Origin of the sequence: Actinoplanes subtropicus (assembly GCF_000721705.1) — a bacterium.
GTDB classification, from domain to species: domain Bacteria; phylum Actinomycetota; class Actinomycetes; order Mycobacteriales; family Micromonosporaceae; genus Actinoplanes; species Actinoplanes subtropicus.
Genome location: NZ_JOJL01000064.1, coordinates 1 through 21,000, shown reverse-complemented (window position 1 = coordinate 21,000; position 21,000 = coordinate 1). Strand labels below are relative to the sequence as shown.

The 21,000-nt window shown below is 70.8% G+C and carries 22 protein-coding genes and 2 pseudogenes; 16 read left to right on the top strand and 8 right to left on the bottom strand.

What is annotated here, in order from left to right:
* Positions 1 to 23: 23 nt before the first annotated feature.
* On the bottom strand, positions 24 to 272 hold the full coding sequence (locus IH26_RS56870) for a YybH family protein (RefSeq protein ID WP_051809987.1): 249 nt from the start codon (positions 270 to 272) through the stop codon (positions 24 to 26).
* A gap of 243 nt (positions 273 to 515) precedes the next feature.
* Between IH26_RS56870 and IH26_RS60835 the strand changes: the two genes are divergently transcribed.
* The gene (locus IH26_RS60835; protein WP_157437836.1) at positions 516 to 704 is read left to right on the top strand and encodes a hypothetical protein; all 189 of its coding nucleotides are present in this window, start codon (positions 516 to 518) and stop codon (positions 702 to 704) included.
* 6 nt (positions 705 to 710) lie between these two features.
* On the opposite strand, the gene IH26_RS0150125 is transcribed toward IH26_RS60835, so the two are convergent.
* Positions 711 to 1,628 (bottom strand): NADP-dependent oxidoreductase, encoded by a 918-nt coding sequence (locus tag IH26_RS0150125; RefSeq protein ID WP_030443404.1) that lies wholly within the window; start codon positions 1,626 to 1,628, stop codon positions 711 to 713.
* A 48-nt stretch (positions 1,629 to 1,676) separates the two neighbouring features.
* Here IH26_RS0150125 and IH26_RS59125 point away from each other — a divergent pair, with 48 nt between their 5' ends.
* Positions 1,677 to 1,991, top strand: coding sequence for a TetR/AcrR family transcriptional regulator (locus IH26_RS59125; RefSeq protein WP_051809985.1), 315 nt, complete (start codon positions 1,677 to 1,679; stop codon positions 1,989 to 1,991).
* Between the two features lie 369 nt (positions 1,992 to 2,360).
* Here the strand turns inward: IH26_RS59125 and IH26_RS0150115 are convergent, their stop codons facing one another.
* Positions 2,361 to 3,479, bottom strand: a complete 1,119-nt coding sequence (locus tag IH26_RS0150115) for a lactonase family protein (RefSeq protein ID WP_030443403.1) — start codon at positions 3,477 to 3,479, stop codon at positions 2,361 to 2,363.
* A 148-nt stretch (positions 3,480 to 3,627) separates the two neighbouring features.
* The gene (locus IH26_RS0150110) at positions 3,628 to 4,227 is read right to left on the bottom strand and encodes a hypothetical protein (protein ID WP_211268918.1); all 600 of its coding nucleotides are present in this window, start codon (positions 4,225 to 4,227) and stop codon (positions 3,628 to 3,630) included.
* A gap of 301 nt (positions 4,228 to 4,528) precedes the next feature.
* Between IH26_RS0150110 and IH26_RS64360 the strand changes: the two are divergent.
* The 13 genes and pseudogenes from IH26_RS64360 to IH26_RS0150050 form a co-directional block, all read left to right on the top strand.
* Positions 4,529 to 4,744, top strand: a pseudogene (locus IH26_RS64360) (hypothetical protein); the annotation flags it as partial.
* A gap of 13 nt (positions 4,745 to 4,757) precedes the next feature.
* A pseudogene (locus tag IH26_RS64855) lies at positions 4,758 to 5,015 on the top strand (hypothetical protein); the annotation flags it as partial.
* Positions 5,016 to 5,059: 44 nt separating this feature from the next.
* The gene (locus IH26_RS63655; protein WP_030443400.1) at positions 5,060 to 5,413 is read left to right on the top strand and encodes a P-loop NTPase family protein; all 354 of its coding nucleotides are present in this window, start codon (positions 5,060 to 5,062) and stop codon (positions 5,411 to 5,413) included.
* 171 nt (positions 5,414 to 5,584) lie between these two features.
* Entirely contained in the window at positions 5,585 to 6,076 is a 492-nt protein-coding gene (locus IH26_RS61760; RefSeq protein WP_084599832.1) for an SDR family oxidoreductase, read from the top strand.
* Between the two features lie 226 nt (positions 6,077 to 6,302).
* On the top strand, positions 6,303 to 7,907 hold the full coding sequence (locus tag IH26_RS0150090) for a methyl-accepting chemotaxis protein (protein ID WP_030443399.1): 1,605 nt from the start codon (positions 6,303 to 6,305) through the stop codon (positions 7,905 to 7,907).
* Positions 7,908 to 8,072: 165 nt separating this feature from the next.
* The gene (locus IH26_RS0150085; protein WP_030443398.1) at positions 8,073 to 8,315 is read left to right on the top strand and encodes a hypothetical protein; all 243 of its coding nucleotides are present in this window, start codon (positions 8,073 to 8,075) and stop codon (positions 8,313 to 8,315) included.
* Positions 8,316 to 8,540: 225 nt separating this feature from the next.
* Complete coding sequence (locus IH26_RS55015; protein ID WP_051809979.1) at positions 8,541 to 9,284, top strand: DUF4142 domain-containing protein; 744 nt, start codon at positions 8,541 to 8,543, stop codon at positions 9,282 to 9,284.
* Between the two features lie 18 nt (positions 9,285 to 9,302).
* Positions 9,303 to 10,049 (top strand): DUF4142 domain-containing protein, encoded by a 747-nt coding sequence (locus IH26_RS0150075; RefSeq protein ID WP_051809977.1) that lies wholly within the window; start codon positions 9,303 to 9,305, stop codon positions 10,047 to 10,049.
* 146 nt (positions 10,050 to 10,195) lie between these two features.
* On the top strand, positions 10,196 to 10,717 hold the full coding sequence (locus IH26_RS0150070) for a MarR family winged helix-turn-helix transcriptional regulator (protein WP_245666048.1): 522 nt from the start codon (positions 10,196 to 10,198) through the stop codon (positions 10,715 to 10,717).
* A 251-nt stretch (positions 10,718 to 10,968) separates the two neighbouring features.
* Complete coding sequence (locus IH26_RS0150065; protein ID WP_245666047.1) at positions 10,969 to 12,627, top strand: chloride channel protein; 1,659 nt, start codon at positions 10,969 to 10,971, stop codon at positions 12,625 to 12,627.
* Between the two features lie 103 nt (positions 12,628 to 12,730).
* Positions 12,731 to 13,369 (top strand): TetR/AcrR family transcriptional regulator, encoded by a 639-nt coding sequence (locus tag IH26_RS0150060; protein WP_030443393.1) that lies wholly within the window; start codon positions 12,731 to 12,733, stop codon positions 13,367 to 13,369.
* Positions 13,366 to 14,316, top strand: coding sequence for an ABC transporter ATP-binding protein (locus IH26_RS0150055; protein ID WP_157437832.1), 951 nt, complete (start codon positions 13,366 to 13,368; stop codon positions 14,314 to 14,316). The genes IH26_RS0150060 and IH26_RS0150055 overlap by 4 nt, the downstream gene beginning before the upstream one ends.
* Complete coding sequence (locus IH26_RS0150050) at positions 14,313 to 15,923, top strand: ABC transporter permease (RefSeq protein WP_030443391.1); 1,611 nt, start codon at positions 14,313 to 14,315, stop codon at positions 15,921 to 15,923. Before IH26_RS0150055 ends, IH26_RS0150050 begins: the two co-directional genes overlap by 4 nt.
* Positions 15,924 to 16,188: 265 nt before the next feature.
* Here IH26_RS0150050 and IH26_RS0150045 read toward each other — a convergent pair whose 3' ends face one another.
* The 4 genes from IH26_RS0150045 to IH26_RS0150035 form a co-directional block, all read right to left on the bottom strand.
* Positions 16,189 to 17,811 (bottom strand): methyl-accepting chemotaxis protein, encoded by a 1,623-nt coding sequence (locus IH26_RS0150045; RefSeq protein WP_030443390.1) that lies wholly within the window; start codon positions 17,809 to 17,811, stop codon positions 16,189 to 16,191.
* 237 nt (positions 17,812 to 18,048) lie between these two features.
* A complete protein-coding gene (locus IH26_RS0150040; RefSeq protein ID WP_051809975.1) occupies positions 18,049 to 19,125 on the bottom strand; it encodes a lactonase family protein in 1,077 nt (358 codons plus the stop codon).
* Positions 19,126 to 19,234: 109 nt separating this feature from the next.
* On the bottom strand, positions 19,235 to 19,546 hold the full coding sequence (locus IH26_RS60820) for a hypothetical protein (protein ID WP_157437831.1): 312 nt from the start codon (positions 19,544 to 19,546) through the stop codon (positions 19,235 to 19,237).
* A 62-nt stretch (positions 19,547 to 19,608) separates the two neighbouring features.
* Positions 19,609 to 19,989, bottom strand: coding sequence for a nuclear transport factor 2 family protein (locus IH26_RS0150035; protein ID WP_051809973.1), 381 nt, complete (start codon positions 19,987 to 19,989; stop codon positions 19,609 to 19,611).
* Between the two features lie 65 nt (positions 19,990 to 20,054).
* On the opposite strand from IH26_RS0150035, the gene IH26_RS0150030 reads away from it, so the two are divergent.
* Positions 20,055 to 20,648 (top strand): TetR/AcrR family transcriptional regulator, encoded by a 594-nt coding sequence (locus tag IH26_RS0150030; RefSeq protein ID WP_030443387.1) that lies wholly within the window; start codon positions 20,055 to 20,057, stop codon positions 20,646 to 20,648.
* Positions 20,649 to 21,000 lie beyond the last annotated feature (352 nt).

Sequence of the window (21,000 nt, the reverse complement as noted above, 5' to 3'; positions counted from 1 at the left end):
GGGTACCGGCCAGGACGCCGGGATCACGCACCCCAGGGGTCGTCGATCAGCAGCCCCCAGGTGCCGTCGGCGCGGCGGCGCAGAACGTCGGCGCTGGTGCCGGTCAGCCGCAGCGGGGTGCCGTCCGGGCCGGTGCCCTCCAGGGTCCAGGCGTTGAGCACGGTGGCGATGTCGCCGGCCTCGACCTCTTTGCGGATGTCCGGGGTCAGAGTGGGGCTGCAGGGCGGCGAAACCGGCCAGCGCGGCGCGGATCTGGTCGAGGCCGTGCACAACCAAGTCACTCGTGGCCGAGCGACGTCGGCGGCGTGCGAGCCGCCCTGGCCGATGCGGCGATCGCGGTGACCTTGACGCCGGCCCGGGCGAGCTCGTTGACGGCCATGTGCCTGTCGTCCACCCGCCGACCTGCGGCCGAATCTCGTGTCGTCAACCCGCGCCGATCTCGCCCGTGGTGACGTCCGGATCCGGGTAGCTGGGTCCGACACTGGTCGTCAGTGAAGTCAAGAAACGTCGGCGACATGCGGACGACGATGCGCATGGACCGGGAGCCGCGTGAGTCGGGCGAGGTGGTGGAGAGCCGGCATCTGACCGACCGGGCCGGGGCGACCACCGCGCGGCTTATCGGCGGGGTGCCGCCTCCGGCCGACGGACCAGCCGGCCGGCTGTGGACGACAGCGACGGCACGCTGGTCCTGCCGTTCCTGTTGAACGTGCTCACGGGCGCACGCGGATGATCGTCTTGCCGGTGATCCGCTCGGTGGGGGTGATGGCCGCGACGGCGTCGTCGAGTGTGGCGACGGTGCCGATGTTCGGGCGCAGCCGGCCGTCGCGTATCCGCTGGACGATCTCGGTGAGCTGGGCTCGGTCGGCCTCGACCACGAAGTCGACCGCCCGGCCGTCGGCGGGTCGCGCCTCGGCTGGCCCGACGATGGACACCAGGGTTCCGCCGGCGCGCACCAGACGCGCGGACCGGGCCTGGATGTCGCCGCCGATGACGTCGAAGACCAGGTCGACGCCGCCGACCTGGTCCAGGGCGTCGGTGTCGAGGTCGACGAACTCGTGCGCGCCGAAATCCAGTGCCTTCTCGCGGTCGGCGGCGCGTCCGGTGCCGATGACGTACGCGCCGAACTCGCGAGCCAGCTGGGTCACCATCGTCCCCACCGCGCCGGCCGCGCCGTGCGCGAGCACGCTCTGGCCCGGGCGCAGCCGGCCGTGCTCGAACAGTCCCTGCCACGCGGTCAGCCCCGAGATCGGCAGGCTCGCACCCACCGCAAAGTCCACGTCACCGGGCAGCGGCGCGAGGTTACGCGCCTCCACGGCCACATATTCCGCGAGGGTGCCGTCGCGATACCAGTCGGCGAGGCCGAAGACCCGCTGGCCCACCGACAGCCCGGTGGTGCCGTAGCCGAGGGCGGTGACCACCCCGGCCAGCTCGTGTCCGGGCACCGTCGGCGTCCGGTCCCGGCCGGGCCGATCGGTCCAGGTCGAGGGCCACGCCGTCTCGGTCGGGACGAACCCCGACGCGTACACCTCGACCACGACGTCGTTGATCGCCGGGGCCGGTTCGGGCCGCTGCACCAGCGTCATCCCGACCGTCCCGGCGGCCTGGCCGGTCACCACGATCGCTCTCATACGGGTGGTCTCCTTTTCGGTCTGGTCTACTCGGGTACCCTGGCGGCCGTGGCCGACACGCAGGTCAAGGGCTCGCAGGTCAAGGGTGAGGGCGCCCGGCTGACCGCGCGCGGCGCGGCCACCCGGGAGCGCATCGTGCTGGCCGCCGCCGAGCTGATGACCGTCCAGGGCGTCGCCACCACCACCCTCGACGAGATCCGGGTCGCGAGCGGCACCAGCAAGTCCCAGCTCTACCACCACTTCGCCGACAAGGACGCTCTGGTGCACGAGGTCATCGCCCATCAGGCGGCGGTGGTGCTGGAGGCGCCAGTACCAGGTGCTGCGCGCCGTCAGCTCGTTCGCCGGGTTGCGCCGGTGGCGTGACGCCGTAGTCCTCAAGTTCTTCGAGAGCTGCGGCTACCACACCGAGATCATCAAGCTGTACGACGAAGGGCTGCGCAAGGGCGAGTCCCTGATGTCGTACCCGCGGCCTACTCCGACAGGATTGCCGTCGGGGGGCTGATGGCCGGCAACGAGGGACACGCGGTCTTCTACTTCGGTGTCGGGCATGTGGAGTCGCTGACCGGACCATGACACGGAGGCAACGTCTCAAGCGTCGTGCCGCCGCGCTCGGCACGAGGTCTCCGGTGTGAGGTTCGATCTTGAGCGCAGAACCACCTACCGGAGACCTTCGTTTTCGTTGTCGACTACCGTCACGCCGGGGCGTCCACCCCCGCTCCGAACGCGACCTGATCAGGACGCGACGATGCCTTCGCCGCCGGCCGCGCCGGGCACGGTGACCTCGCCCAGCTTCGTCAGGGAACCGTCGCGGTCGATCCGCAGCGCCACGACGTCGCCGGCGGCGCCAGTCTGTGCGTACAGGAACCGGCCGTCCGGGGTGACCGCCGCGTCGACCTGGCCGGCGCCGGTGGCGAAGGTGCCCAGGGAGGTCAGCGATCCGCCGGGGGCCACCCGGTAGCCGGACAGGTTGCCGCTGCCGGCGTTGCCCGTGTACACGGCGCCGTCGGCGGCGACGATCCAGCAGGTGGCCGCCTGGCCGGTCGCCGTGCCGGCCAGCGGGGTGAGGGTGTCGTCGCGGTTGACGGTGAACGTGGCGACGGCGCTCGGGCCGGCCTCCGCGACGACCAGGTGACCGCGGGCGTCGAAGGTCACCGCGAACGGGACCGCGCCCGGTTCGGCGTTCACCACCGGCCGGGCCGACGGGCCGCGGAGCCGGTCGACGGCGTACACGTCGATGGCATTGCTGCCGGCCTTGGTGGTGACGATCAGCCGGGAACCGTCCGGGGTGAAGGCGATCTGCCCGGGCGTGTGGGTGAACTCCGGCGTCGCGGCCGGGTCGAGCCCGAGCGCCCGATGCCAGCCGGCCACCTTCACCAGGGTCCGGCCGAGCCGCAGGTAGCCCTGGATCGAGCCGCCGTCGCGGGCGTTGAGCACATACACCAGGTTGCCGTGCACGGCGACGCTGACCGGGAACGCCCCGCCTGACGTGATGACCTGGCGCTTGCTGAGCCGGTCGCCGTGCACGTCGAAGACGGTGAGCGTGTCGCTGCCGGCGTTCACCGCGTACAGCACTCCGTCGTCCAGGGCGAGCGCGCCCTGGGAGGCGGTGTGGTCGACGACCGAGCCGGTCAACTGGCCGCCGAGGCCGCCGGTCGAGTAGACGCCGGCCTGGCTCAGCCGCCCGCTCGTTTCCCGGTCGTACGCGACGACCGTGTTGTCCGACAGGTTGTCGCTCATCGCGAACACGGCACCCTCGTGCGACGCGCCGCCGGCCGAAGCCGGCCCGGCGATCAACGTCGTCGCGGCGAGCGCGAACCCAGCGGCACCGGCGATCCTGGTCGTGGTTCTCATAACTGGCTGCTCCTCGGGTGCGGTGGTTCAGGTCCGTCCGCAATCCTGTTGCCGGAGACCGCCGGAACGAGGGCTGTTTCGCGGCTCGTAAGGGCTTTACACCCGGACCGTAAGAACCTCGGCGGGCCGCTTCCCGCAGCCGGCATGGTCACTGCGGAGATGCGACCCGGCCCGGGCGGTGCAGCTTGCGGTGCTCCGATGCGGTGGCCCAGGTCCACAGTGCGAAGCCGGCGGCCATGGCCAGCATGGTCAGTACCCCGCGGGGCCGGAAGATGTGGCTGTCGATGAAGGAGTAGCCGGCACCGAGCAGAACCGCGGCGCCCGGCAGGACACGCCATCCGTGCCGGGTGCCGAGCGCCACCGTGCAGGCCAGCACGGCGGCGAGGAAGGCGTACACGCCGGCCCGCCCGAGTTCGTTGGCGATGTCGTAGAGAGCCAGCACCACTGCGCGTAGCTGGCCCGGATCGCCTGGCTGCCCGGCGACGGTGCCCGCGGCGATACCGGCCACGGCATCCAGGCCGGTGTACCCGACCGCGTACGCGGCGGCGCACACCCACGCGACGACCGTGGCACCTCCGGCAACCCCGGCGCGCGGCCGGCCCCGGAGCAGGACCGGGAAACCCAACGCCAGCAACGGAAAGACCGGGAGCAGGACGATGTGCAACTGCACCCAGCGATGAGCTGTCCCGGCCGACAGCCCGGCGGGATGCACCATCCCGGCGAGCGCCAGCAGCAACGGCCCCGCCACGACGAGCAAGAGAGTCCTCAGCGGCCGTACCGAGAGCGGGCCCTGACCCGGATGCCGTGTCATCCCACCGCCGCGAGGAGGCCGTGCAGGTCGTCCTGGCACGGCGGGTCAGCCGCGTATCGACAGCCCGGCGCAGCGCCGCCACCAGCGCGCGCCGATGCGCCGCGCGTTCGGGTTCCATGCCGAGCCGGTTCGGCCGGGTTCATTCTTCGCACCCTACGTCGCGCGCCTCACACTCCGTCAAACGAGAGCGTCACCAACGGGGCATGACACTCCTGCTTCCTGGGGATGCGTTCCCGAGATCACCGTGAGCCGCCTCGGCAGGGGCGTATTGGGGCTGTCCGCTGCCATCGCCGGACACTACGGCGTGGTGCTGTTCTACCGCGGCTCCTCGTGCCCGCACTGCGCCGCGCAGTTGTGCGCCTTCCGGCTGATCAGCGTCTATTCCAGCGGGGCGATCGGCCGGCTGGTGCCCGACGACGTCGTCGGATTCATCCGGTACGCGCGGGAGCGCGCCGCGACCCGGCCGGATGACCGCCGTCCGGGTCGACGCGGCCGGGGCAGAGATCGTCGATACGTCATCGGTCGGTAAGAAGTCCTGGCCTGCCGATGGATGGGATGGTTCGGGCCGGCTGTGTTTGGCTGGCTTCATGCCGGAGGGTGCGGACCTGATCGGGCGCGATGGTCTGCTTGCGGAGCTGCGCGGCTGGTTCGCGGCCGCCGGGGCGGGGCGGGCGGCGCTGCTGTCGGGCGAGGCCGGGGCGGGGAAGTCCAGCATCGCGGAGGCTCTGGCGGCCGTGCTGGCGCGGGACGGCCTGAGCGTTGCCCGGGGTTGGTGCTCGGCGGCGGGGATGCGGCCGTACTGCCGTGGCGGCGGGTACTGGCCAAGGTCGCGCCGCAGTTGTCGTTCGATCAGCCGGGCGCCGGGCGGGATGGCCGGCAGGTGCTGTTCACGGCCGTGCTGGAGGCGCTGGAGGCGCACGCCGGGGCGCTGTTGATCGTGCTCGAGGACATCCACTGGGCGGATTCGTCGTCGCTCGCGTTGCTGCGTGAGGTGCTGGCGGCAGCGCCGGTGGCAGTGTTGTGCACGCGCCGGGAGGAGCCGGGTGCCGACCCGCTGGCCGACCTGCCGACCGGCGTGCGGCGGGTGGTGGTGCCGGCGGGTGGTGGTGCCGCCGTTGGATGACGCCGCGGCCGCGCTGCTGGTGTCCCTGTATCGCCGGCGATCGGCTGCGCCCGGAGCGGGTCGGCGAGGTGGTGGCCGGGGCCGGTGGGAACCCGTTCTTCCTGTCCGAGGTGGCGCGCCTGCTCGCCGCGCACGGTCCGGCGGCGATGACGGTCGTGCCGCCGGGTGTGCATGAGGTGCATGAGGTGCTGGCGCGTCGGGTGGCGCGTCTGCCGCAAGCGTGCGCCGGGTTGCTCGCCGCGGCGGCGGTCATGGCGGAAACCGCGGCGGCGGGGCATGATCCGATCGAGGAGTCGCTGCTGGCCGGGGTCGCCGGGCTGCCGCCGGACGCGGTGGCCGACCGGCTCGATCGTCAACGTCGCCTCGGTGTCGGCCCGGGTCAGCCTCGACCGGTACGGGCTGGCCGGGTATGTGGCAAGCAAGGCCGCCGTGGAGGGGCTGACCCGGGAGCTGGCCGCGCAGTGGGGCGGCCGCGGTGTGCGGGTCAACGCGATCGCGCCGGGCTGGTTCCCGACCGCCTCGAGCGGCTTCCTCGAGGATGCCGATCAGGTGGCGTGGATCGGCGTGCGTGCGGCACTGGGCCGGCCGGGCCGCCTGGCCGAGCTGGATGGGTCGCTGCTGTTCCTGGCCGGCGACGCGTCCAGCTACGTGGGCAGACCCTGATGGTGGACGGGGGATGGACCACCCGCTGAGGCAGCGGGTGGCTCAGGTAGCGGCCATCTCCCGCTCGTGAATTGTCGTCTCGCCACCTCTTGCCCTTGATCTCGGCGAACTCGGTTGCAATTCGGTTAGCGGCGCGACCGGCGCGGTTTAGGGGGATGCGCCGGGGTAGTACCGATTCGTTGGCATTAGCACACCTTCTCTGCCTCTGGATCGGGGTGGCATCGATATGACCGAGCAGAAACGACCGAAGTTCGCGGCGATTGTCGACGCGCGTACCGGCGTGAAGATCGCATCGCTGGTCGTGGTTCTCGCGGCCGCGGCGATGGTGGTCGGCGGGGTCGCGATCTCGAGTCTCGCCAAGGTGTACGACAAGGGGCAGCTGATCGCGACGAAGAGCCTGCAGGCGACGGCCGACCTTGCCACGCTGCGCGACCTGGCGCAGCAGTCCCGCATCCAGGCCCGCGACGCGGTGCTCGCCCCGGATCTGCCGGCGACCAAGAAGGTCGAGGCGAAGATGCAGGCCACCGACAAGAACCTGGAGGGCGCGGTTGCGCGCTACGGCGCCGAGACCACGGATCCGGCAGCGTTCGCCCAGTTCCAGTCGCTCTGGGCGCAGTACCTGCAGCTGCGCGACAGCAAGTTGTTACCGGCTGCCGAGGCCAACGACTTCGCGTCCGCGGTGCAGATCCTCGGCACGCAGACCGCACCCGCCGCGGCCAAGGCCTTCGCCCAGCTGGACGCGGCCGGTCAGGCCGAGACGACCGCGGCGACCGCCACACTGAAGGCGGCCCACAACACGTTTACCAGCGCCCGCACGCTGGTCATCCTGCTGCTGGTCGTAGGTCTGACGATCGGGCTGGCGCTGGCCTGGTACGTCACCCGGCTGGTGCTCAATCCGCTGCGCAGGGTCTCGGCGGTGCTGGACCGGGTGGCCGAGGGCGACCTGACCCAGGTGGCCGGGATCGCCAGCCGTGATGAGCTCGGCCGGATGGCGCAGGCGCTGGACCGGGCCAACGCACGCACCCGCAAGGTGGTGCAGGACTTCACCGCGACGGCGCACACGCTGGCCTCCAGCGCCGAGGAGCTGTCGGCGACCGGCCGGCAGATCGGCGCCGCCGCCGACCAGGCGTCCGGGCAGGCCAGCATGGTGTCCACGGCGGCCGAGGAGGTTTCCTCCAACGTGCAGACGGTGGCCGCCAGCTCGGAGCAGATGACCTCGTCGATCAGCGAGATCGCGCGCAACGCGGCCGAGGCGGCGCAGGTGGCCGCGCAGGCGGTGACCAGCGCGCAGACGGCCAGCGAGACGATGACCGAGCTGGGGCGTTCCTCCGAGGAGGTGGGCAATGTGATCAAGGTGATCACGGCGATCGCGGAGCAGACGAATCTGCTGGCGCTCAACGCGACAATCGAAGCGGCCCGGGCCGGGGAGATGGGCAAAGGCTTCGCGGTGGTCGCCTCCGAGGTCAAGGACCTCGCCCAGGAGACCGCGAAGGCCACCGACGACATCGGACAGCGGATCGAGACGATCCAGAACGACATCGACAGCGCGGTCACCGCGATCGCGGACATCTCCCAGGTGATCGGCCGCATCGACCAGTTCCAGACCACGATCGCGGCCGCCGTCGAACAGCAGACCGCCACCACGCAGGAGATCGGCCGCAACATCGCCGAGGCAGCCTCCGGCGCCACCGACATCGCCCGCAACGTGCAGGGAGTGGCCTCCTCCGCGCAAACCACCACCGAGGGCGTCAACCAGTCCATGGTCGCCACGACCGAGGTCGCCCGCATGTCCGCCGAACTGCAACAACTCGCCGGCCAATTCCGCGTGTAGAAGGGCACTACAACGGACGATTCGCTGGAGCGACCTGACCATGACCTGCAATTCCGGACAAGTGTTCGCTCACGCGCCGTACCCAGGCCGCCGCGGACGCCATCTCCAGCATCAGCGACATCGCCGGCCGGATCAGCGACTTCTCCTACCGAAAGACCACCCACGATGAGCAGGCAGACCTCACCCGCGAACCCCGCCGTCCCGCCCGATATCCGGCACGAAGCCGAACCTCTCGACGCGATCCTCGACGCCTGCGCCTACCTCCTGAATGCCCACCACCACCTCACCCAACGACTGCACAACGTCGGCTTGATCACCGACGAGACCGCCACCGCCGCGCTCGCCGGCGAAGACCAGATCGACGCGGCCCTCACGGACCTACGAGCCCACCACACCCACACCCGCTGAGCCCGGCGCAGCGCCGCTCAGCGCGTTTGGCCCGGTCAGCGCCAGCCTCGGGAACGCCGGATCGGCCCCGGCCGATACGCGTGGTGACATGCACAGTTGCACCTACTATCGCAACCTGAAGGGCCATGGAGGGAGATTTTCCCGGAATCTAGGTGCACAGTCGAACCTTTCTCAGGGGTAGGTCGTACTACCTGCCGATGGGGTCCCCACCCGTGTGGAGGTTTGATGTCACCGCTCTTTCGGCGTGCTGTCGCCGTCGCGGTCGCCGCGATCGTTGCTCTCGCGGTGTCGTCGGCACCCGCGCAGGCCGACGCGGCGGGCCAGCTGAACGCGTCGGACATGACATTGCTCATCGGCCTGCGGCAGGCCGCGCTCTGGGAGATACCGGCGGCGAAAGCGGCCGCCGAGAAGGGTTCGACGGCGAAGGTCCGGCAGGCCGGCCAGAAGCTCGACGAGGCGCAATCCCAGCTCGATCAGCAGACCGTTGACGTGATCGGCAAGCTGGGGGTGACCGTACGCCCGGCGTTGACCGCGGAGCAGCAGGCAGTGCAGGGCAAGCTGGAGACGGCAACCGGTGCCCAGTACGACCGGCTGTTCGTCAACTCGCTGCGCAATGGCTATGGCTTCCTCTACACGATCATCGGCGAGGTCCGCTCCTCGACTCGGGTCGGCCTGATCCGCCAGTTGGCCGACCAGGCCAACGTCGCCTTCCTCGGCTACATGCAGACCCTGGAGAACACCGGACTGGTGCAGGCCCAGAGCCTGGCGCCGGCCGCGATCCCACCAGCTCAGGACCTGTCCACGCTCGGCATGGCCGAGGCCAACGCGGGCCTTTCCGCGCCTATCTCTCCCACGGTGCTGTGGCTGCTGGCGGCCGCTGCGCTCTGCATGGCAGCGGTCGTCGGGCTACGGATGGTCCGTAACCGCAGGCGAACTGCCGACCCGCGCCTCGCCGTCCGGCGAGGCTAGAAAGATGTGGAGGTACCGATGTCGCTGTTGATACGCCGCACGGCCGCGCTGGCAGTGACCATGATCGCCGCCCTCGTCGTACTATCGGCGCCGGCCGGCGCCGACCCGCCGTCGACGCAGCTGAACGTGGCCGATCTGACCCTGCTCAACGGCGTACGGCAGGCCGGGCTCTGGGAGATCCCGGCCGGGCAGATGGCCGCCCAGAAGGGGACGACGGCGAAGGTCCGGCAGGTCGGTCAGATGATCGCCACTCAGCACGTGCAACTGGACCAGCTGACCGTCGACGCGGCGAACAAGCTGGGCGCGACGCTGCCGGCCACGCCGACCGCCCAGCAGCAGGGCTTCATCACCCAGTTGCAGGCGGCCAAGGGCATCCAGTTCGACCAGATGTTCGTCACCTTCCTGCGCGGCACGCACGGCTTCATCTTCCCGGTCATCTCCGCGGTGCGCGCCTCCACGCACAACGAGATCGTGCGGCAGCTGGCCGCGCAGGCGAGCATCTTCGTCATGCACCACATGCAGATGCTGGAGAGCACCGGCCTGGTGCAGTACGCCCAGCTGCCGCCGGCCGCGATGTCGGCGGATCAGGACCTGTACGCGAGCGGGCCGGCCCAGGCCAGCATCGGCTCCGGGCCGCCGGTTTCGTCGACCGTGCTGTGGCTGCTGGCCGGCGGGCTGGCCGGCCTTATCGGCATCGCGGCCGTACGCGGCCTGCGGCGCGGTCGCCCAGCGCTCGATCCGCGTGCCGCGGAGGTGCGAGGTTGACGGGACCGGGTTGTCGGACGGGCCTGATGGCTGGCAGGCAGGTACCGTTTGCCGGGAACCTGGCGCAAGTAGCAGGGGCATCGGTGGTGCGCAGAGAACGGGGACGGATGACCAGCTCTACCGGCACCGGCACCCCTGGAGCGTCCGTGACACCGCGGACAACCCTGTCACCGGCGGAGGACGAGGTTGTCGGCGCCTTGCTGGCGCTCAGCCGCGTCTTCGTGGCCGAGACCGCACGGTCACTGAGCAGACTCGACGAGGACGTGACACTGCCGCAGTTCCGTACCCTCGTGGTGCTGGTTTCCCGCGGACCGCAGCGCGTCGTCGACCTCGCCCAGGAACTCGCTGTTACCTCCTCCACGGCGGTCCGGATGTGTAACCGGTTGGTTCGCAAGGGCCTCGTCGTCCGGGAGGAGCGGCCGGACGACCGGCGCGTCGCCTGGATCACGCTGACCGCGGCCGGCCGGGAGCTCGTCGGCGAGGCCACTCAGTACCGCCGCGAGCTGATCGCCGAACTGATCGCCGGATTGTCGCTCACTCGCCCGCTGGGTTTCGCGTCGGTTCTCAACGCCATCGTGGAGGCGGCCGGCGAGGTGCCCGACGCGCAGTGGTGGCAGCGGTGGCGCGAGGCGGAAACCAGCTCCTCGCCACAGGTCAACGTCGGTTGAGGTCGGTGGGCGCGACCCTGCTCGCGGCATCGCGGGCGGCCTGGCACTGACCGTCGGGTCGTTGTTTACCCGGCTCGGCTACTTCCACGCCGGCGGCGCCTCGTCCACCGACCCGCCACACCGTCGTCCCGCAACGTGAGCGAGTGGAAGCCGACTGGTTGACCGCTACGGGCCGATGAAAAGATGTATAGGTGCACCTAAGAATCGGGAAGTGGTTACACGGCAGCAGCGCCGGTCTGCAATCGTTGGCGGTGGTGGTCGGATTGGGCGCGGGTGTCGGCGCGGCGGTGTTCCGCTGGCTGATCACGACGGCGACCCGGGCGTTCACCGGCCATGACGACTACTCGGCGGCGGCCGGCGCCGCGAACCCGCACCTGCCCGGTGTCGGTCGCTGGTTCGTCCTGCTCACGCCGGTGGTCGCCGGCCTGGTCTACGGGCCGCTGGTCTACCGGTTCGCCCGGGAGGCGCGCGGTCACGGCGTACCGGAAGTGATGTATGCCGTCGCCGAGCGTGGCGGCCGGATCCGCCCGCAGGTCGCCGTGGTCAAGGCCCTGGCGAGCGCCCTGTGTATCGGCGGTGGTGGTTCGGTCGGCCGGGAGGGGCCGATCGTGCAGATCGGCTCGGCGCTCGGCTCGACCCTGGGACAACTGGTGCGGCTGCCCGAGTCCCGGCTGCGGATCCTGGTCGCGTGCGGGGCGGCCGGCGGTATCGCGGCCACCTTCAACACCCCGATCGCCGGGGTCTTCTTCGCCCTCGAACTGATCCTGGCGGACTTCGCCGTCGAGTCGTTCGCCGCCGTCGTCCTGGCCGCGGTCGCGGCCGCCGCGCTGAGCCGGGCGGTCTTCGGCGACCAGCCGTTCCTGGCCCTGCCGACCTTCACCATCGGCTCCGCCGCGCAGTACGCCGCCTATGTCGTCCTCGGCTTGTTCGCCGGCGGGGTGGGGGTCGGCTGGTCGCGGGCCCTCTACTTCATCGAGGACCTCTGCGACCGGCTGTGGCGCGGCCCGGAGTGGCTGCGCCCGGCGGCCGGCGGGCTGCTGCTCGGCGGCGTGCTACTTGCCCTGCCGCAGCTGTACGGGGTCGGCTATCCCGTGCTCGGCCGGGCGGTCGGCGGCGGCTACGCGATCGGATTCGTGCTGCTGCTGATGGTCGGCAAGATCCTCGCGACCAGCCTGACGATCGGCATCGGCGGTTCGGGCGGGGTGTTCGCGCCGTCGCTTTTCGTCGGCGCGATGCTGGGCGAGGCGTACGGCCTGGCCCTGCACGCCGCCGCCCCCGGCCTCGCCCCGTCGCCGGGCGCGTACGCGCTGGTCGGCATGGGCGCCGTGTTCGCCGGGGCGGCCCGCACGCCGATCACCGCCGTGCTGATCATGTTCGAGCTGACCGGCGAGTATCGGATCATCCTGCCGCTGATGCTCGCGATCGCCCTGTCCGCCGGGATATCCAAGCTGATCAGCCCGGACACCATCTACACCCGCAAACTGCTGCGCCGCGGCATCGACCTGCAGGCACCTGATCGGGCGCTGGCCCGGATCGCGGTCACGGCGGCGGCCGGCCCACTCCCGGCGCCGCTGAGCCCGGACGCGACCCTGGCCGACCTGACCGTGCGGTTCGCGGCCGACGGCAGCACCGCGCTGCCCGTGATCGACGACGCCGGCCGCCTGCTCGGGGTGGTCCCGGCGCTTGAGGTCGAACGGGCGGTGCAGGACGCGGCCGAGCACGTCACCGCGGCCGACCTGGCCCACACCGTGCCGCTGCTGTCCGGCGGGGAGTCCCTCGAGGACGCTCTCGCCGAGCTGACCCGCAACGGCGGGGCCGGCCTGCCGGTCGGCGCCAACGGCGTCGCGTCAGGCTGGCTGACCCACCGCGACCTGCTGCACGCGGCGGCCGGAGTCCGGAAACCCGCATGAGGCGCTCCAAATGGGTGCATGGGTGAACCTTTTGGTGTGCCGGGAAGGAGCCCGCTGACGTTCGCGGTTGAACTACGCTGTACGTGCGTTTAGTATACTGAACATGAGTTCAGTCATTGATGACGGCGATCTCACCGCCCGCGCGACCATCCGCAACGCGGCCCTGCGCCTGTTCGCCGAGCGTGGGCACGATGCCGTCACGATGCGGGAGATCGCCACCGCGGCCGGGGTGTCGCCGGCGCTCGTGGTGCACCACTTCGGCAGCAAGGACGGCCTGCGGGCCGCGGTGGACGACTACGCCGCGAAGGCCTTCGACTCGCTGTTCACGATGGACGAGCGGGCTCTCGCCGACATGCTGACCGGCGGCAACAGCATGTCCGTCGCCGAGATGTTCGCCCGTGCCTTCCCGCACGGCTCCCCGCTGCCGGCGTACCTGCGACGCCTGCTGCTCATCAACGACCCGGCGGCCGCGGCCCTGTTCGGCCGCTGGTACACCCTCACCGCCCGACTGCTCGAGGCCATGACCGAGATGGGCGCCGCGCGCCCGGCCGAGGACCCGGCGGTTCGGGCGGCGTTCTTCCTGATCAACGACCTCGCCCTGATCCTGCTGCGCAACCAGGTCGCCGCCGCCATCGGCGTCGACCCCCTCACGCCGGAGGGCATCGCCCGCTGGGCCAAGGAGGTCACCACCGTCTACACGCAAGGCGCGTTCCTCGCCGCGCCCGGGGAGGAACCATCGTGACCGACCCCACCCACGTCATCCACTCTCAGCAGCTCACCAAGACCTTCGGCAAGGTCCGCGCGCTGGACGGGCTGGACCTCGCCGTACGACCGGGTGAAGTGCATGGTTTTCTCGGGCCGAACGGCGCGGGCAAATCCACGACGATCCGCATCCTGCTCGGACTGATCCGGGCGACCGGCGGCCGGGTCGAACTGTTCGGCGCCGATCCCTGGCGCGACGCGGCCTCCTTGCACGGGCGTCTCGCCTACGTGGCCGGGGACGTCGCGCTGTGGCCCGGCCTGACCGGCGGCCAATGCCTGGACGTGATCGGCGCGACCCACGGCCGGGTCGACGAGCGGCGCCGGGCCGACTTGATCGAACGCTTCGAACTCGACCCGACCAAACGGATCCGGGACTACTCCAAAGGAAACCGGCAGAAGGTCGCCCTCATCGCGGCGCTGGCCGCCGGGGCCGACCTGCTGATCCTCGACGAACCGACATCGGGGCTCGACCCGTTGATGGAGCAGGCTTTCCAGAATTGTGTACGCGAGCGGCGCGACGCCGGCGTCACCGTGCTGCTCTCCAGCCACCTCCTCGACGAGGTCGAAGCGCTGGCCGACCGGGTGAGCATCATCCGACGCGGCCGCACGGTCACCACCGGCACCCTTGCCGACCTGCGCCGCAACAGCCGTACGTCGGTGCACGCGGTCACCACCGAAGAGCCGGGAAGCCTCGCGCACGCGGCGGGTGTGGCCGACTACGTCAGCGAGCGGCTGGACGGGCACGTCGACATCCGATTCACGATCGACGCCCATCACCTCGACGCGATGATCGGCACGCTGCACGCCGCGCGGATTCACACCCTGACCGTCGCTCCGCCGAGCCTGGACGCGCTGTTCCTGCGCAGCTACGGCGACGCCCCCGAGGCGCGGGCCACCGCCGCGACGTTCGCGGAGAACACGCGATGAGCGCCGATCACCCGGCGGCCGGGCCGCACACGCAGGGCCTTGACACCATGATCGGGATTGTCTGGCGCACGCGACGTCGTGGCATCCTGATCGGGGTGCTGGCCCTCGGCGGTAGCCTGATCGGCACCGCCGCGGCCGTCGCCGGCCTGTACGACACCCCATCCAAGATCCACACGTACGCCGCGGCGGTCACCGCCGGCAGCGCCCTGGCCGCGATCAACGGCCACGTCGAGGGCATCGACAGCCTGGGCGGCGTGATCCAGGACGAGTTCGGCTTCCTCGCCTCGTTCCTGCTCCCGCTGCTGGGCATCGCTCTGGTCGCCGGCTCGACCCGGCGGGAGGAGGAGTCGGGCCGCCTCGAGACGATCCTCGGCGGGCGCATCACCCGGCACCAGCCGGTGCTGGCCGCCCTGCTCGTGGCGGCCGCCGCGATCCTCGGCATGTCGGTCCTGTTCGCCGCCGGGCTGGTCGTCTGCGGGGTTCCGGTGTCCGGGGCGATTCTCTACAGCGCGGCGCTCGGGGCGCTCGCCTTCGTGTTCGCCGGGCTCGCGGCCCTGCTGGCGCAACTCGTGCCGCACACGCGTGGGGTCTACACCGGCAGCCTGACGGTGCTGGCCGCCGCGTACGTCCTGCGCGGGGTCGGCGACACCACCAAGAGCGGGCTGGCCTTGCTGTCGCCGCTGGGATGGGCGGAAAAGGCGGCGCCGTTCGGCGACCAGCGCTGGTGGCTGCTCACCATCCCGGTCGTCGCCGGCCTGGCCGCGGGCGCGGGCGCGGTCCGGCTGGCCGGTCGGCGCGACCTCGGCAGCGCCGTGCTGCGCGGCCGCGCCGGCCCGGAGTGCGCCTCCCGGTTCCGGCGCGGGCCGATCGGTTTCGCCGCCTGGCTGCACCTTCCGGCAACCGCCGGCTGGCTGGCGGGAGCGGTCCTGCTCACCGCGATGATGGGGGCCCTTTCCCGGCAACTGCTGGACGCCCTGGCCGGCAACCCCGCGCTGACCAACGCCATGGGCGTGGCCGGCGACCGGCCGCTGGACGGCTTCGTCGCCGCGACCCAGCTCTACCTGGCGGTCATCGCCGCCGGATTCCTGGTTCAGGCCATCGGCACCCTCCGCGCGGAGGAAGCGGGCGGCCGGCTGGCGAGCCGGCTGTCCGGAACGCTGTCCCGGTCGCGCTGGCTGTTCGCCCATGGCACCGTGATCCTCGGCGGACTGGCGCTGATCGTCGCGGGTTCGTCGCTGGTCCTCGCCTTGTCGACGGCCTGGTCCGTCGGAGACACCGGCGAGTTCGGCGCCATCGTGTCGGCCGGCCTGGACTACCTGCCGGCCGAACTGGTGCTCGCCGGCGTCGCGCTCGCCCTTTTCGGGTTGTGGCCACGCGGCCTCGGGTTCGCCTGGGCGGCCTTCGCGGCGGTGGCTTTCATCGCCTTGCTCGGCCCGGGCCTGAACCTCGCGCGGTGGGTGCTCGACCTTTCCCCCATCACGTATGTCGGCGGCCCACCGCGCGGCGCGGTCGACGCCGGCAGCCTGGCCGCGCTGGCCATCACCGCCGTCGCGCTTGTCATGCTCGGGTTCCTCGGCTTCCGCCGCCGCGACCTGAGCGAGTCCTGACCAACCGCATCGCCTGCTCGGGTCGGCGCGGACGATCAGGAACGAAGGCGCGTCGTTCGGGCGGCGCGGCTGCATATCGGCCGGCTCAGCGACGGGCGATGGCCGAAATCGTCGCCCGCGCGGCCGAAGCCACCGTTGGGGGCGGCCGCCGCCACGGTCGATGAGGCTCTTACCAGCGGCGGCGGTGGGAGCGGCGGCGGTTCCCGGCGAAGCGCAGCGTTGCGAAGATGCTCGGCGCCGCCCGCAGCGAGCCCGAGTGGGCGCGCTAGTACTTGAATCGCGCGACGGTGCTGGCGAGCTCGGCCGACATGCGGGTCAGTTCGGTGGTGGCTTGCTGGGCTTGGCTGACGCCTTCGCTGGTGATGCGGGCGGCTTCGGCAACGCCGGTGATGTTCTGGGCGACATCGTCGGCGCCGGTGGCGGCCTCGGTGACGCTGCGGTTGGTTTCGGCGGTGGTGGCGGTCTGTTCCTCGACCGCGGAGGCGATGGTGGTCTGGAACTCGCTGATCCGGGAGATCACCCGGGTGATCCGTTCGATGGCGGTGACTGCGCCGCCGGTGTCGGCCTGGATCGTCTCGACCCGGCGGGCGATGTCCTCGGTGGCCCGTGCGGTCTCCTGAGCGAGGTCCTTGACCTCGGACGCGACCACCGCGAAGCCTTTGCCGGCCTCGCCGGCCCGGGCGGCCTCGATGGTGGCGTTCAGGGCCAGCAGGTTGGTCTGTTCGGCGATCGCGGTGATGACCTTCACCACGTTGCCGATCTCCGCTGAGGACTCGCCCAGTTTGGTCATCGAGCTGGAGGTCGTGGCGGCGAGGGTGACCGCTTCCTGGGCGACCTGGGCGGCTTCGGTGGCGTTGTGGGAGATCTCCCGGATGGAAGCGCCCATCTCTTCGCTGCCGGCCGAGACGGTGGTGATGCTGCGGGAGATCTGCTCGGCGGCCGCCGAGACGGTCTGCGCCTGGGCGGAAGTTTCCTCGGCGGAGGAGGCGATCTGCGTGGTCACGCCGGACAGTTCCTCGGCGGCGCCGGCCAGCGAGGTGGCGGAGCCGTTGATGGTGCTGACGGTGGCCCGGAGCCGGCTCAGTGCCGTGTCGAGGCACTGGCCCATCTGCCCGGGCTCGTCACGGGACACCAGTCCGGCCGTCTGGGTGAGGTCACCGTCGGCGAGCGCGGTGCAGACGTTTTTCACCCGGCTGAGCGACCGTACGATCTGCCGGGCCACCAGGAGGCCGGCGGTCAGGGCGACGCCGAGTCCGACGATCAGCAGGAGCAGCGAGGTGAGCCGGCTGGACTGGTAGCCGGAGCGGGCGGAAGCCGCCGATGCGGACGCGTCGTTCTTCTCGGCCTTCTCCAGCGCGTCGATGTCCTGGTACGCCTTGGCGATGTGCGGGCCGGCCTCTGCGGTGCGTACGGTCTGCCAGGTCGCGATGTCGCCCTGCTCGCTGAGCGGGAAGAGCTTGGTCGAGGCGATCGTGGAGAACTGCTGCCAGGCGTCGGCCAGGTCGTCGATGACGGCCTTGTCGCCGGCCGGGTCACCGTTGCGGTAGGTAGTGATCGCGTCGTTGGCGGTCTGAGCATCGGTGGCGAAAGTGGCCTTGATCTTCGCCTTGGCGGCGGGGTCGGTGGTCGCCGCGTGCAGCGTCACGTCGACCCGCACCTGCAGGAAGGCCGCCTTGATGCTTCCCACCGCCGCGACGTTGCCGACGTTACGGGCGTAGATGCGCTGAGCCGAGGAACTCGCGCTGCCGAGGGCCGTCAGGCCGGAGATGCCGACCACCAGCGCGACCATGCCGGCGATACCCACCGCGGCCAGGATTTTGACGTTGACCGGCAGGTCCGTGATCGAGAACCCCTGACGCGCAGCGGTAGCGGTGCCCGTATTGGCCATCGGTGCCTCCTTGGGAGGGGTGATCTCCGGTGCGGAGGTCTATCACACCGTAGGCCGAAAAAATCCCGCCATAGTCACTTTTGCCCCAGAGGGGGTCTCCCGACGGGCGACGCGACAGGCCGATCCCGTGCTGCCGAGACCTCCGACCTGACGTCCTTGCGGAAACGCCCGATGTACGGTTCCACTGATGAATTGTCAGCTCGCGTTGGCCAGGACACTGCTGCAGGCCAGGTGAGGTCACCAGACCACGAGGCCCTCCATGCCCGAGCCGTCGGCGAACACCGGCAGGCCCGTACGCAAGGTCGTCACCAAGGTCAGCGACCCGTTGCCGGCCACCCGGAATCCTTCCACCGTCCCGGCGAGGGTGTTCTGCACGTAGAGCAGCGAGCCGTCGGCGGTGGCGGCGCCGTAGAAGAACTTGCCGGCCGGGGCGATCCAGCACAGCGTCTGCTGGCCGGACTCGACCGACGGCGTGATCACGTCGAGCTTGCCGTCGGCGCGCAGAGTGTAGGAGGTCACGCCGGATTGGGCGGCCTCGGTCACCAGCAGGTGGCCCTTGCGGTCGAAGACGAAGGAGAACGGTACGTCGCCGTTCGACCGGGTCGACACGGGCTTGGCCGAGAGCCGCCCGTCCTTCTCGACGCCGAACACGTCGATCGTATTGGCGCTCTTGGTCGTCACCACCAGGTGCCGGCCGTCCGGGCTGAAACCGACCTGGGGCGGCGAGGCGGTGAACAACGGCGTGGCGTCGTTGGTGATGCCGAGCTCGCGGGTGGACCCGCTCAGCCGCTGCAGGCCGCTGTCGGTCAGCCGGAAGCCGGTCACATTGGTCTTGCCGCCCGCGTTCAGCACGTACACCGTGCTGCCGGAGACCGCGATACTGCTCGGGAAGTCACCGCCGGAACTGACCGTGTGCCGATCGGTGAGGCGATCTCCGCGTACGCGGAACGTGGTGACCGAATTGCTGCCGGCGTTCACCGCGATCATCGTCTGCCGGGCTCGGTCGACCACCAGCGACTCCTGCGAAGCGAGCGGGTCGAACGGGTTGTCCTTCTGTGCGCCGCCGCGACCGCCGGTCCGGTATTCCCCGGCCGGGGTCAGTTCGCCGTCGGCCGCCCGGCGAAACGCGAGAACAGCATTGTGCTTCGGATCGTTCGACTGCACGAAGACCATGCCGCCGCGATCGGCCGCGCGGCCCGTACCGTATTTGCCGGTCCGCTGTGGAGTCTCGTGCGCGAAGGCGACTCCGGTGGAAACCGCCGCTCCGGTGACGAGCAGCGCGACGGCCGACGCGACAACGGTTCTCCTGCGCATGATGGGCGTACCTCCAACGCTCGACGGTGGGTGTCGGCGCGAGGTACGGCCCGCACGGCCAGGCGCGTTCACGCCGGTCGCGGGCCATAAGGACTCGGTAAGATCTGCGTCATCGCCGGCGGGACTGCAACGGCGCTCCGGTCCGCGCAGACAGTGCGGTATGGCGAAACGACGTTTCGAGATCCTGCTGCCGGCCGAGTTCAACGACGGACGGCTGGTCGCCGACGCGTGCCCGCAATGCGTCCCCGAGTCCCCGGCCGAGGTGGTCGACACGTTCGGCGCGTCCACCTTCCGCCCGGACGCCGCCCTCGGCACTTGGGCGGCCGACGGCCGCCGTTACGACGACCGATTGTCCGCCATGATCGTCGACATCGACGACACCGCCGCCCACCGGGCTGGGATCTGCCACCTCGAGGCGCACCTACTGCAGCGCAACGGCCCGGCGGTGAGCGTGTCGGCTCTCCCACCGCCGACCACCGCCGGTCAGGCGCGGGTGAGCTGGGTCATTTCCCGTAGGCGTCCGTCCGCGGCGAGCCGGCCGAACATGAAGATTTCGGTTTCGATGACCGCGCCCTTGCGCATGACGGCGGTCAGGACGTAGCGGGCCGCGACCACATCGCCGTCGGTCGCGACATCGTGGACGGTCGTCCGTATCTCCGCGGCGCGTTTGCGTCCAGAGGCGACATGAGCGAGCAACTGCTCGCGACGTAGCGGAATGCCGTCGTTGTGCAGGACGAAGCCGGGTGCGTGATAGCGGTCGAAGACCACGGCGGGATCCTCGTCGCCGAAGGTGATCTCCCGCGGATAGCGCTGCAGGTAGGCGGTCAGGTCGGTGCCGGGCAGGGCGGCGGAGGCCGGGTCCATGGCGCGCTCCTCACTAACTCTTACGGTGTTGTCAAAGATAACCTCGGCGGTTAACCTTGACAACCATGTCCGAGTTCCCGGTCCGCCGTCGTCGCCGCCGTGCCGATGCGGAACGCAGCAGCGCCGCCGTGCTCAGCGCGGCCATGGATCTGCTGGCACGCCGGCCGCAGGCGAACATGGAAGAGATCGCCGCGGCCGCCGGTGTGGCCCGCCAGACCGTGTACGCGCACTACGCGTCCCGGGAGAAGCTGCTGGCCGCGATCCTCGAGCAGGTCACCGCCGAGACGGCCGCGGTCTTCGGCGGCCTGGACCTACGGGGCCTACCGCCGCGGGACGCGATCGGCCGCTGGGTGGAGGCGGCGTGGCGGGTACTCGGCCGCTACCCGATCCTGCTGACCGAGGCCGTCGCCCAGCCGCCCGGTGACGAGCCGGACCGTCATCGGCCCGTCGTCGGGCTGCTCGTCCGACTTCTGGAGCAGGGGCGGGACGCGGGCCAGATCGACACCGCGCCGCCGCCGACCTGGCAGGTGGCGGCGATCATCGCGCTGGGGCACGCCGCCGCGCAGGAGACCGCCGCCGGCCGGATGACGCTCGACCAGGCCGGCGAGGCCTTCCGGTCGAGCGTTCTGCGGCTGCTGTTCGCGCCGGCCGGCGCCTGAGGCAAGAGCTCGGTTCCGGACCCGGGTGATCGCGAGGAGAGGGTCGTCGCGGCGTGGCATGACCGTGATGCCGGCGACGAGTTCCCGGACCACGACGACGCGGCGTTGTTCGTCGCGCGGCTGGGACATCGGAGCCTCCCCGTGGGTCTTCAGCGGGTAGCCGTGAGGGTCGACACCCGTTTTGGGCGGTGATCCCAGGGCCCTCGGGTGGGCCCTCCACATTCGCCATGTCCAATGCTGAATGCCATCACCGCACGGGCACGGCAAAGTCGGCCGGGTTTGCGTTTAGGCTGGTAGGAGCTGTAGGAGTTTGAGGATCCGGCGGTTTTTGCGGGCGTTGTAACGCATCGCG

Bases quoted from the DNA above. Each gene is read 5' to 3' on its own strand.
- IH26_RS60835 (WP_157437836.1), top strand. From the start codon at position 516: ATGCGGACGACGATGCGCATGGACCGGGAGCCGCGTGAGTCGGGCGAG.
- IH26_RS0150125 (WP_030443404.1), bottom strand. From the start codon at position 1,628: ATGAGAGCGATCGTGGTGACCGGCCAGGCCGCCGGGACGGTCGGGATG.
- IH26_RS0150115 (WP_030443403.1), bottom strand. From the start codon at position 3,479: ATGAGAACCACGACCAGGATCGCCGGTGCCGCTGGGTTCGCGCTCGCC.
- IH26_RS61760 (WP_084599832.1), top strand. From the start codon at position 5,585: ATGAGGTGCATGAGGTGCTGGCGCGTCGGGTGGCGCGTCTGCCGCAAG.
- IH26_RS0150090 (WP_030443399.1), top strand. From the start codon at position 6,303: ATGACCGAGCAGAAACGACCGAAGTTCGCGGCGATTGTCGACGCGCGT.
- IH26_RS0150085 (WP_030443398.1), top strand. From the start codon at position 8,073: ATGAGCAGGCAGACCTCACCCGCGAACCCCGCCGTCCCGCCCGATATC.
- IH26_RS55015 (WP_051809979.1), top strand. From the start codon at position 8,541: ATGTCACCGCTCTTTCGGCGTGCTGTCGCCGTCGCGGTCGCCGCGATC.
- IH26_RS0150075 (WP_051809977.1), top strand. From the start codon at position 9,303: ATGTCGCTGTTGATACGCCGCACGGCCGCGCTGGCAGTGACCATGATC.
- IH26_RS0150060 (WP_030443393.1), top strand. From the start codon at position 12,731: ATGAGTTCAGTCATTGATGACGGCGATCTCACCGCCCGCGCGACCATC.
- IH26_RS0150050 (WP_030443391.1), top strand. From the start codon at position 14,313: ATGAGCGCCGATCACCCGGCGGCCGGGCCGCACACGCAGGGCCTTGAC.
- IH26_RS0150045 (WP_030443390.1), bottom strand. From the start codon at position 17,811: ATGGCCAATACGGGCACCGCTACCGCTGCGCGTCAGGGGTTCTCGATC.
- IH26_RS0150040 (WP_051809975.1), bottom strand. From the start codon at position 19,125: ATGCGCAGGAGAACCGTTGTCGCGTCGGCCGTCGCGCTGCTCGTCACC.
- IH26_RS0150035 (WP_051809973.1), bottom strand. From the start codon at position 19,989: ATGGACCCGGCCTCCGCCGCCCTGCCCGGCACCGACCTGACCGCCTAC.
- IH26_RS0150030 (WP_030443387.1), top strand. From the start codon at position 20,055: ATGTCCGAGTTCCCGGTCCGCCGTCGTCGCCGCCGTGCCGATGCGGAA.